General features: G+C 72.7%; 6 protein-coding genes. 2 read left to right on the plus strand and 4 right to left on the minus strand.

What is annotated here, in order from left to right; translation table 11 throughout:
- A partial coding sequence (locus tag BHU15_RS25845; RefSeq protein ID WP_069629389.1) for a hypothetical protein occupies positions 1-1,854 on the plus strand: 1,854 nt, incomplete at its 5' end.
- 35 nt (positions 1,855-1,889) lie between these two features.
- Here the strand turns inward: BHU15_RS25845 and BHU15_RS25850 are convergent.
- On the minus strand, positions 1,890-2,297 hold the full coding sequence (locus tag BHU15_RS25850; protein ID WP_069629390.1) for a hypothetical protein: 408 nt from the start codon (positions 2,295-2,297) through the stop codon (positions 1,890-1,892).
- A 52-nt stretch (positions 2,298-2,349) separates the two neighbouring features.
- Between BHU15_RS25850 and BHU15_RS25855 the strand changes: the two genes are divergently transcribed.
- Positions 2,350-3,084 carry a TetR/AcrR family transcriptional regulator gene (locus tag BHU15_RS25855; protein WP_069629391.1) on the plus strand — a complete coding sequence of 245 codons (735 nt, stop codon included), beginning with the start codon at positions 2,350-2,352 and terminating at the stop codon, positions 3,082-3,084.
- A 7-nt stretch (positions 3,085-3,091) separates the two neighbouring features.
- Here the strand turns inward: BHU15_RS25855 and BHU15_RS25860 are convergent, their stop codons facing one another.
- From BHU15_RS25860 to pulA, 3 genes are all read right to left on the minus strand, one after another.
- Positions 3,092-3,814, minus strand: a complete 723-nt coding sequence (locus BHU15_RS25860) for a DUF4230 domain-containing protein (RefSeq protein WP_078494375.1) — start codon at positions 3,812-3,814, stop codon at positions 3,092-3,094.
- A gap of 127 nt (positions 3,815-3,941) precedes the next feature.
- Positions 3,942-5,978 (minus strand): ATP-binding protein, encoded by a 2,037-nt coding sequence (locus BHU15_RS25865; protein ID WP_171908445.1) that lies wholly within the window; start codon positions 5,976-5,978, stop codon positions 3,942-3,944.
- Between the two features lie 91 nt (positions 5,979-6,069).
- Positions 6,070-10,454: pullulanase-type alpha-1,6-glucosidase (gene pulA, locus BHU15_RS25870; protein WP_069629393.1), on the minus strand; the 4,385-nt coding region annotated here is incomplete at its 5' end.

Genomic DNA, 10,454 nt, shown 5'->3' on the forward strand with positions numbered 1-10,454 from the left:
GTCGAGCACTATCCGCGGCTCGTGCGGATCGCCTATCTCGTGCTGCCTCCGGCCCTCGGGCGCAATCGCCGCGTGCTGACCGCCCATGCCGTCGTGCAGCGCTCGCTGCCGAGGAGCCGCAGCGCCGCGACGCCCGATGACGGTTACACCTACGTACGCGGCCGGGTGCTGCGGCAGGCGCTCGACGCGGGGCGGCCGTTGCGGCGCGTGGCGTGGCCGCGGCGGGCCCAACTGCCGCCGCTGCTGCCGCACGTGTGGGGGCTGCGGCTGTTCCCCCGCTCGGGCGGTGCCGACGAACTGGCCCTCGATCAGCGGCTGTCGGCCCTCTCCGGCGGTGCCAGGGCCGCCTTCGTGCTGAGGGGGCTGGAGCGGCTGGCCGACCGGGACGTACGGCGGCTGCTCACCGACGCCGGGATCGAGGACCCGCACGCGGCGCTCGCGGAGGCCGACGGCATCGGTACGAAGGGCGTGGCGCTGCTGGAGTCCCCCGAGTACGACGCCTGTTCGCTCCAGGCCCGCCCCACCGATCTGCTGCGGCGTCGCCAGCACGCGCGCGCCGCCGTCGTGGGTGTCGCCGCCGTGGCCGTCTGCGGCGCGCTGCTCGGGCTGCCGGGCGACGGCTGGGGCGCGAACGGGGCCGCCGCCCCGCCGTACGCGCGCAACTCGGCGGCGGAGGCGGCCCTGGACCCGGCGAAGGTGCACCGCGTCCCGGAGAACGCGTGGCGGTCCGCGGCCCGTACGGACTTCTCCGTCTGGCCCACGCGCGGCGCCCTCGCCGACGACCGGCCGCTGCTGCGGCGCGCGCTGGCGGTATGGGCCCGGCCGGGCGCGTCGGTGCGGGTCTCGTCGACCCCGGCCACGCCGGTGGGACCGCCGATGGGACCGGCGCAGTTGCTGTACGCGGGCGAGGTCGACCGGGCACGCGTGGTGCTGCTGTATGACGGGCTGCGGATCGCCCGCTACGCGGAACCCCGCACCGGCACCGGCCCCGTGGCGCTGGACTTCGCCCGGGTCGACGGGGCGTCGGCGGACACCGCGCCGGGCGCGGCCCCGGCGACGTACGCGCTGGTCGCCGGCCGGACGGACGGCAACGTGCGCTATCTCACGGCCCCCTGGGTGGCGACGGCGTCCGTACGCGACCTGCTGGACCCGGCCGGTGACGCGCGGCCCCTGAGGCGCGGCGCGGACGGCGTGACCGATCCGCTGCCGGTGCCGGGCGCGAACCGGGAGTGCGGGGCGTGGGACGTGCTGGAGGTGACGGAGAGCGGCGAGGCGGGCGGCGTGCGGCTGCTGTCCGACCTCGGCGAACTGACCCCCGCCCGGCTGACGTCGGGCCCGCCGTCGGCGCCCGCCGACGTGTCGGGGACCGAGGCGCGCACCGCCTGGGCGCGTACGGCGTGTCTGCTGCCCGCCGTGCGCTCGCACGGTGTGCGGACGGTGAACTCCTGGCAGTTCGCGGGTCAGAGCCTGCCCGAGTCCAACGGGGCCGCGCAGTGGGTGTGCACGCGCGCGGAGACGTGGCGGGGCACGGAGAGCAGGGTGCTGGCGCAGTTCCAGCCGCCGTCGGCGAAGGCCGGGGCGCCGAGGACGGGGGCGGTCGCGGCGCGTGCGTCGGGCTCACCGGCGTGCGGCGCCCGGGAGCCCCATGTCCTGGCGGGTGTGCTGTGGAAGTCGCGGGGCGGCCGGTGGTACGTACTGGCCGCCGGCAGCGACGAGTTCCGCTCCGTCCGTACGACGGGCGGGGTCACCGGCGAGGCGCGGGGGCGGGTGCTCGCGGTACCGGCGAAACCAGGTGACCGGGCTGAGCTGGACGGGCTGCTGGCGGACGGCACCCGGGTGGGCGCGCTGCGGTGAGCGCCGGCGGCACGGGCGGCACGCGAGGCGCCGGTTCAGGGCAGCAGCAGCCAGTCGGTGGCGAGCGTCGCCGCGAGGCCGAGGCCCAGCACCCAGGTGGCGAGGCGGGTGCGGCCGTGCCTGCTGAGTTCGATGACCACGCCGCACAGGATCATCGCGAAGCCGTAGAGGCCGACGACGAGGACGGAGCTGCGGTTGGCGAGCCGTACGGCCAACAGGGCGGCCATCGCGACCAGAAGCACCGAGGCGACGACGACCCGGATACGGCGGGCCTGGCGCGGGGTGAGAGCGTGCTCGCCGTCCCCGCCTCCGGTGTCCCCGCCGTCCTCGTGCTCGCTGTCGTCGGGGCGGGCGACAACCCCCGCCTCCGGCTTCCCCCTTGGCCCGGACACCGGCTCCGGTTCCGGCGTTCCGGTGACCTCTTCCTGGTCAGATGCGCTCATGGTCGGCGAGCGTAACCGACAGGCTCCAGCCACCGACGGTTAGGCTGTTCATATGACGACCGGGGTACGGCGCCGCATGGGCGTCGAAGAGCGACGGCAGCAACTGATCGGTGTCGCGCTGGAACTGTTCAGCCACCGCTCGCCCGACCACGTCTCCATCGACGAGATCGCGGCGGCGGCCGGCATCTCCCGGCCCCTGGTCTACCACTACTTCCCGGGCAAGCAGTCGCTGTACGAGGCCGCGCTGCGGCGGGCCGCCGACGAGCTGGCCGCGCGCTTCGTCGAACCGCGCGAAGGGCCGCTCGGCGCCCGGCTGCTGCGCGTCATGTCCCGCTTCTTCGACTTCGTGGACGAGCACGGCCCCGGCTTCTTCGCACTGATGCGCGGCGGTCCCGCCGTCGGTTCGTCCACGGCCAACGCGATGATCGACGAGGTGCGGCAGGCCGCGTACGAGCAGATCCTGTCCCATCTCGCCGTCCAGTCCCCGCCGCCCCGGCTTGAGCTGGTCGTACGTTCCTGGGTGTCGCTCGCCGAGTCGACGGCGCTGCTGTGGCTGGACGGCCGCCGTATCCCGCGCTTCGAGCTGGAGTTGCAGCTGGTGCACGACTTCGCCGCGCTGGCGGCGGTCAGCGCGGCGTACGACGAGGAGATGGCGCGGATCCTGCTGCCGGTCCTCGCCGACGAGCCGCCGGGCGGCCCGTTCGGCGATCTGGTGACCCGGCTGACGGCCCTGGCGGCAAGGCTCCCCGCCGCATCGGCCGCACTGCCGAACCCGCGCTCCGCGTAAAGCGCGGTCAGCCGGCCTCCCCGTAGACGACCGTCACTTCCTTGAAGCCGAGGGAGGTGAGCAGCCCTTGCAGCATGCTGGTGGTGTTCTTTTCGGCGCGCGCGGTCAGTTCGCTCTCCTTGGCGGCGTCCTGGATGTGCTGGGCGGCGAGCTTGTTGACGGCGCGCTCGTCCCCCGGGTTGTCGGAGAAGAAGTCGCCGAGCCGGTCGAACAGCCCGCGCTGCTTGGAGACGGCGTACGACCGCTCGGGGTCCAGCGTGGCCTTGTCGAGGCGGGCGTGCGGCAGCCGTAGCGTCGCGGTGGTCCGTTCCTCGTTGACCTGGACGTTCTTCTCGCCGACCGCGCCGAGATCCACGTACGAGCCGACGCTGCCGGCGCCCACGTAGAGCGTGCGGCTGCCCTTGAGGGTGTCGGGGAGGAATTTGGCGTCCTTCTCCAGGTCCACCACCACCTGGAAGTTCCCGGACGCCGCCTGGTAGCGGCTGAGGTCCTGGATGGACTTGAGGAGGGTCGGCCCGGTGCGGTCCTTCGTCTTCTCGCCGAAGACGTCGTCGAATCCGGGCACGAGGTCGAGCCGGCTGCCGATCCCCAGCAGCACGACAAGCACCACGAGCCCCACGGGCAGCTTGACCCACCAGGGCGCCCCGGACACGCGCGACGCGGGTGTCCGGCGGCTGGGGCTCCGGTCCTGGCTCTGCTCGGGTTCTGGTGTCACGTCGGTGGACGTCATACCTACCGGGTTACCCGTCCGGCGGGGTTCACGCCACGAAGAAGCCCGCAACAAGTTCGGGCAACCGCCGTGCATGGAACGGGCGTTGGCGGGTCCGGCCAGGTTCGGCCAGGTCCGCGCGCCCGGCTCAGGGCATCGGCCCCCGCAACGCCTCCGCCAGCCCGGCCGCCCGGTCCTGCGACAACCCCCGGCCGTACGCCGTCTCGTACGCCAGGTCGCCCACCGACGCGCGGGCGCTGCGCTCGCACTCCGTGCGGACCGCCGCCAGCTCCGGGGTCCCGCGCTGGGGGTGGCCGACCATGCGCCAGTACGCCTGACCGGTGCCGTAGACACCGGCCGCCCGTTCGCCGTCGCCCTGGGCGGCGACCGCCGCCGCGAGCAGGTCGAGGCCGAGCGCGATGCCGAAGCTGTCGCGCAGCTGGTGCTTGCCGGCGAGCATCGAGCGGGCGTGGGTCTCCGCCTCGTACGGGCGGCCGGTCAGCAGGTTGACCAGGGAGAGCTGGTAGTCGGCGTACGAGCGGGTCCAGCATTCGCCCCGCTCCGCGCACTCCTCGCGCAGCGCCGCCGCCTCCCGGCCGGCTTCGTCGAGCCGGCCGAGGCCGGTGAGGGCGAAGACGCGCACGAGACGGCAGCGCAGCTGGGAGGGGTAGGCGAAGCCGTTGCCCCCGACCGCGTTCAGCGCGCGGTCGGACACGGTGTGGCCGGCCTGGGTGTGGCCCATCATCAGTGAGGTGAGGCCGAGGAGGTACGCCGCCGAGAGCATGGACTCGGGGTCCTTGTCCCGCCAGGCGGCCAGGGAGCACTGCTCGCCGAAGCGGTGCGCGGCCTCGTGGTCGCCCTGGAGCATGACGGTCAGGCCGAGCGCCCACAGGGTGCGGGTGCGGTCGGGTCCCGGCTCGTCGTGGGCGTCGAGGGCGCGTTCCAGATAGATCCGGGCCTCGTGGAGGTGACCGCAGCAGGTCCAGAAGAAGCCGACCCGGCCCGCCATCTCCTGGGCCGCGGCCGGGTCGGCAGTGAGGGAGTGGTCGAGGGCGGCGCACAGTTCGGAGTGGCTGTCGGCGATCCTGCCGTACCAGGCGATCTGGTCCCGGCCGAGCCAGCCGCCGTGCGCCTCGCGGACGAGCGCGGCGAAGTGCGTGGCGTGGCGGTCGGCCAGTACGCGCTCCTCGCCGAGTTCGGCCAGCCACAGGGCGCCGTACTCGCGGAGGGTGTCGAGCATGCGGTAGCGGGTGCCGTCGCGCCGGATGACGGAGCGGTCGGTGAGTCCCGCCAGTGCGCGGCCGACGTCGTCGGGGCCGAGCGGTCCGCCGGCGCAGACGGCCCGTGCGTCGGCCTCCTCGATGTCGCCGCTGAACACGGAGAGCCGGGCCCACAGCAGCCGCTCCAGCGGCGCGCACAGTTCGTGGCTCCAGCCGATGGCGGTGCGCAGCGCGCGGTGGCGCCGGGGCCAGGCGGTCTGGTCGGTGAGGACGTCGAGACGGGAGGTGAGGCGTGCGGCGATCTCCTCGACGCTGTTGTCGGCCAGGCGCGCGCAGGCGAGTTCGAGGGCGAGCGGGATGCCTTCGAGACGGCGGCAGATCTGGTCGGCGGCCGCCGCGACCGCCGGATCGTCGAGGCGGACGCCGGGCGCCGCCGTCGCGGCGCGCTCGCGGAAGAGGGTGAGCGCGAGGCCCTTCTCGTCGTCGCCGTCCAGCGGCAGGGGTGCCACGTCGATGCGCTCCTCGGCGGGGGAGCCGAGGGGCTGGCGGCTGGTGGCGAGGACGGTGAGGCCGGGTGCGGCGGTGAGGAGTTCGCCGACGAGCCGGGCGCAGGCGCCCACCAGCCGTTCGCAGCAGTCGAGTACGAGCATCAGCCGTTTGTCGGCGAGCCATTCGCGGAGTGCTTCGACGGGCATCCGCAAGGTGTGGTCGGAGAGTCCGACCGCGTCGGAGACGGTGATCAGGAGCAGCCGGTCGTCGGCGAGCGGCGACAGGTCGACCCACCAGACACCGTCGGGGTGGTGCTCGGCGGCCCGGCCGGCCGCGCGGAGCGCCAGCCTGGTCTTGCCCACGCCGCCGGGTCCGGTGAGTGTGGTCAACCGGTTCGTTCTCAGGGCGCGTTCGACGTCCTTCAGCTCGGTCGCGCGTCCTACGAAGCTGGTCGTCTCGTCAGGAATATGTCCCACCACGGGGGACAGTCTGGCCCAGTCGGGGACCGGAACCGCCCCCCGTGGTGAGAATCAGTCAGAAACGGACCCGATCAAGGGGCCACGTCGGTCAGGCACCGGCCCGGAACACCGCCACCGTCCGTCCCGGCACCGTGAAGATGCCCGAACTCGCCTCGTACGACGCCTTTTTGACCGTCGCGTCCGAGCCGCCCGCCTGCACGGGGTGCAGGCCGTAGGGCCGGCCGGTGAGCGCCGCGACTCGCTGCTCCGCCGCGTCCGGAGTGGCGTTGAAGACCACCACCAGCTCCCCGAGGCGCATCGTGAGGACGCCCGGTGTCTCGCCGGGGCCGGACAGCGGGAAGGAGAGCGCGGACTGGACGGCGTCCGTGGAGGAGAGGCGGAAAGCCGCCTCCGTGGTGCGGATCCGCAGCAGGTCCTGGTACGCGGCGGTGGCGCCGGTGATCTCCGGGCAGCCGGGCGCGATGCCGGGGGTCGCCAACAGGGGTTTGGCGTAGGGCCACTTGTCCTTGTTGTCGGCGGCGGGCGGCAGTCCGCGCCCGAAGCCGTTGCCGTCCCGGCAGTCCCAGTTGATCGCGTTGAACCAGTCGCCGCTGTCGTACGAGTTGCGGTCCAGCGACTTGGAGCGCAACAGGTCCGTCCCCGCCTGGGAGAGCGAGGGCCCCTGGGTGAGGGTCGCCGTCGCCATGGCGAGCACCTGCGCCCTGGCCCGCTCGGCGGCCGGGGTGGCGCGCGGGAGCTTGAACGCCAGCGCGTCGTAGAGGCTTTCGTTGTCGTGCGCGTCCGAGTAGGCCAGCGCGTCACCGGGGGCGGCGGCGTAACCGGCCGGGGCGCCGTTGTAGTCGACCTCGGAGCCCTTGACGGTGCGGCCCGCGCTGTCGGTGAAGGAGTAGTCGGCGAGATTGCCGGTGAGTCCGACCTTGATCAGGTCCTGGTAGTGCAGCAGCCGGGCCCGCTGCTCGGCCGGAGTGCCGTTGGCGGCGGAGGAGTTGGGGTCGGTGAAGAGTCCGGAGGCGAAGCCCTGGACGCCGGGGTCCTCGTCGAAGGGGCCGCCGCCGCGTACCGCGTCGCGCGCCCGGTCGGAGAAGGTCGCGATCCCGGTGCCGGCCATGTTCTTCTGGGTGGCCTGGACGAAGCGCGCGTCACCGGCGATCTCGCCGAAGTCCCAGCCCTCGCCGTAGAGGACGATCGCCTTCCCGTCGACGCCGTCCTTGGCGACGGTCAGCGCGTCCAACGCCTCACGTACGGCGAGGATGTTGGCCTTGGGGTGATGGCCCATCAGGTCGAATCGGAAGCCGTCGACCTTGTACTCCTTCGCCCAGGTGACCATCGAGTCCACCACGAGCTTGCCCATCATGGCGTTCTCGGGCGCGGTGTTGGCGCAGCAGGTGGACGTCGCCACGGTGCCGTCGTCGAGCAGCCGCTGGTAGTAGCCGGGCACGATCCGGTCCAGTACGGACTTGGGGTCCTGGCCGCTGGCCACGGTGTGGTTGTAGACGACGTCCATGACGGTCCGCAGGCCGGTGCCGTTGATGCCCTGCACCATCCGCCGGAACTCCACCGTGCGCTTCGTGCCTTCGGGGTCGCTCGCGTAGCTGCCCTCGGGCACCGTGTAGTGCAGCGGGTCGTAGCCCCAGTTGAAGCCGTCCTTCGCCGCCGCCTTCGCGACGCAGGCCTGCTGCTCGTCGGAGTCGGGGGCGTACACGGACAGGTCGCAGGCGGGTTCCTGCTGGTCGGACTTCTTCTCGGGGATGGTGCCGATGTCGAAGGCCGGCAGCAGATGGACGTAGCTGGTCCCCGCGTCGGCCAGCTCCGCCAGGTGCTTCATGCCCTTCGACCCGGTGTCGGTGAAGGCCAGGTAGCGGCCGGGGTGCTCGGAGGTGCGGTCGGCGATCGAGAAGTCGCGGACGTGCAGCTCCTGGATCTGCGCGTCGCGCATCGGGACGGCCGCCGGCTTCTTCAGCGTCGACCAGCCCTTCGGGGCGAGCTTCGGGTCGGTGAGGTCGACGGCGAGGCTGCGTGCCGAGTCGGTGGTCAGGGCGGTGGAGTACGGGTCGGTGACCTTGTTGGTGACCATCTTCCCGACGGTCGGCGCGAAGACGTCGACCACGTACCGGTACGGCTTGCCCTTCCAGCTCTTGTTCCCCTCGACGGACCAGACGCCGCTGCGGTCGTCGCGCCGCATCGGGACGCTCCTGCCGTCGAGTTCGAGGGCGACGCGCCGCGCGGTGGGCGCCCACACGGACAGCGTGGGGCTTCCCTCGCGGAAGACGGGCCCGAGCGAGGCGCGCGTGGCCGCACCGGCGTACAGGTCGTCCAGCACACCGGGGATCTGCACACCGGTCGCGTCCAACAGGGCGCCGTTCGCGGCCCGTTGGGTGGCGACGAGCTGACCGCGCAGCGACTCCTTCACCCGGTCGCGGTCACGCGGGTCGACGGTGAAGGCCGGAAAGTCCTTCAGGTGAGGGTACGTATTCTTCTGCGCGTCGCTCAGCGTCGCCGGGTTGAGCCGCAGCCACTGGCCCTCCTTGGACAGCGCGCCGTTCTCGACGGTGATGCCGCCGTCGGGCGCGTACACGAGCTGCTGGCTGGTGGCCTCGGTGGCCTTCACCTTCCACACGACGGTGTCGCGGTCGATCCACTGCGCCTCGGCCCGGCCGAGGTCGGGCGCGGGTACGGCCCCGGCGGTCGGCAGCAGATATCCCGGCCGCCCGCCGAGCAGCCAGACCTCGTTGCCGTACGTCGCGAGGTCCAGCGACTGGTCGGACGGCAGGTCCTTCTCGTCGCCCTTGTGCAGGATGTAGCTGAGCGAGGTGGCGCCCTCGGCGAGCGGCACCTCGTACGTCACGCCGTACGCGTCCTTCTTCGCCGGCTCCAGCGGCTTCGCCCAGTCGGTCGGGTCCTTGGCGCCGGTCCAGGTGTGCAGTCCCCAGCCGTCGTACTTGCCGTCGGCCCGCTGGTAGTGCAGGACGGCCTTGGTCTTGTCCTGCGGCGGGTAGGCGCCGTCGGGGGCCTTCTCGCTCTGTCCGTCCGCGCCCTGTTCGATCCAGACCTCACCGGTCCTGGCGAGGTCGACGGTGCGCTCGGGGCCGTCCGGTGTGCCGTCCTTGACGACGGTGTACGGGACGCTCGACGCGCCTTCGGGGACGTCGACCCACGCGAACGCGCCGTACGCGTCACGGCCGGTGAACTCGGCGGTCTTGTCACCGGACTTGAGCTGCCGGCCCTCGTAATTCCCGTCGGGGCGCCGGTAGTGCACGATCGCGTGCTCGCGCTCGACGGCCGTGGGCGGCTCGGGCGCGGGTGTCTGCCCGGCGGTGGAGGAGGCGAGGTCGGAGGCGGTACGGCCCCGGCTGTCGATGACAACGGCCTTGTAGCGCAGGGGTGTTCCGGCGGCCACCTTGTCGTCCAGATGCTGGGTGACCTTGTACGGGGCGTGGTCGGCGCTGCCCAGGGTGCGCCACTTGCCGTTGCCGGTCTGAGCGGCGAAGACGACGCGGTTCAGCTGTCCGCCGTCGACGTCGGCGGTGATCTCGATGGTGCCGGTGGCACCGGCCGCCGGCGCGGTCAGGGTGATCGCAGGCTTGGCGGCGGGCGGCGCGAGCGGTTCGTCGGCGCGCAGGACGAGGGAGGACAGCGCCGGGACGGTGACCTCGATCGTCGCGTCGGCGCCGCTGCGTACGGTGCCCGAAGTGCCGTACACGGCACGGAAGTCGGCTCGCGCCGAACCGGTCGGCACCCGCACGGTCTTCGGCGTCATGGCGTTGTTCACCGCGACGACGTACTCGTCGCGCTGCCGCGCGTCGGTGCGGGAGAACGCGTACACGGAGTCGGCGGCGTAGCGCTCGGTCTGTACGCCGTCCCGCAGCGCCGGGTGGCGCTTGGTGAGCTTCGACAGCTCCGCGATCGACCGGTAGATCGGGTGCGTGGGGTCGTACGCGTCCGAGGCGTGGGTGCGGTCGGTGCCGAGCTGGTCGTCGTCCAGATAGTCGGGGGTCGTGGAGGCGAAGAGGCTCTGGCGGGCGTCCTTGTCACCGCCGGGGCCGGTGAAGCCCTGCTCGTCGCCGTAGTAGATCACCGGGTTGCCGCGCGAGAAGAACATCAGCTCGTTGGCGAGGCGGGCGCGCTTGACCAGCTCGGCGTCGCCGGCACCTGGGTTGTCCTGCTTGAGGAAGGTGCCGATGCGGCCCATGTCGTGGTTGCCGAGGAACGACACCTGCTCGTAGGCGTTGGCCTTGTCGGTGGTGTAGCGGTAGTCCTCGCCGAAGACCTTGGCCAGCCGCTCGGCGGAGGCGCCCTGGGAGGCGTAGGCGCGCGCCGCGTCCTGGAGGGGGAAGTCGAGCGTGGAGTCGAGCCGCCCGCGTGTCACGTACGGGGAGGTGACGGCGGTGTCGGCGGAGTAGACCTCGCCGAACATGAAGAAGTCGTCGCGGCCCCGCTCGACGCCTACGCCGCCGAGCGGGGCCGCGACGACTT

Origin of the sequence: Streptomyces niveus, assembly GCF_001723055.1 — a bacterium.
GTDB lineage: Bacteria > Actinomycetota > Actinomycetes > Streptomycetales > Streptomycetaceae > Streptomyces > Streptomyces niveus.

What these genes read in the sequence shown, in the direction of transcription:
- BHU15_RS25850 (WP_069629390.1), bottom strand. Translation starts at nt 2,297, where the DNA reads ATGAGCGCATCTGACCAGGAAGAGGTCACCGGAACGCCGGAACCGGAG.
- BHU15_RS25855 (WP_069629391.1), top strand. Translation starts at nt 2,350, where the DNA reads ATGACGACCGGGGTACGGCGCCGCATGGGCGTCGAAGAGCGACGGCAG.
- BHU15_RS25860 (WP_078494375.1), bottom strand. Translation starts at nt 3,814, where the DNA reads ATGACGTCCACCGACGTGACACCAGAACCCGAGCAGAGCCAGGACCGG.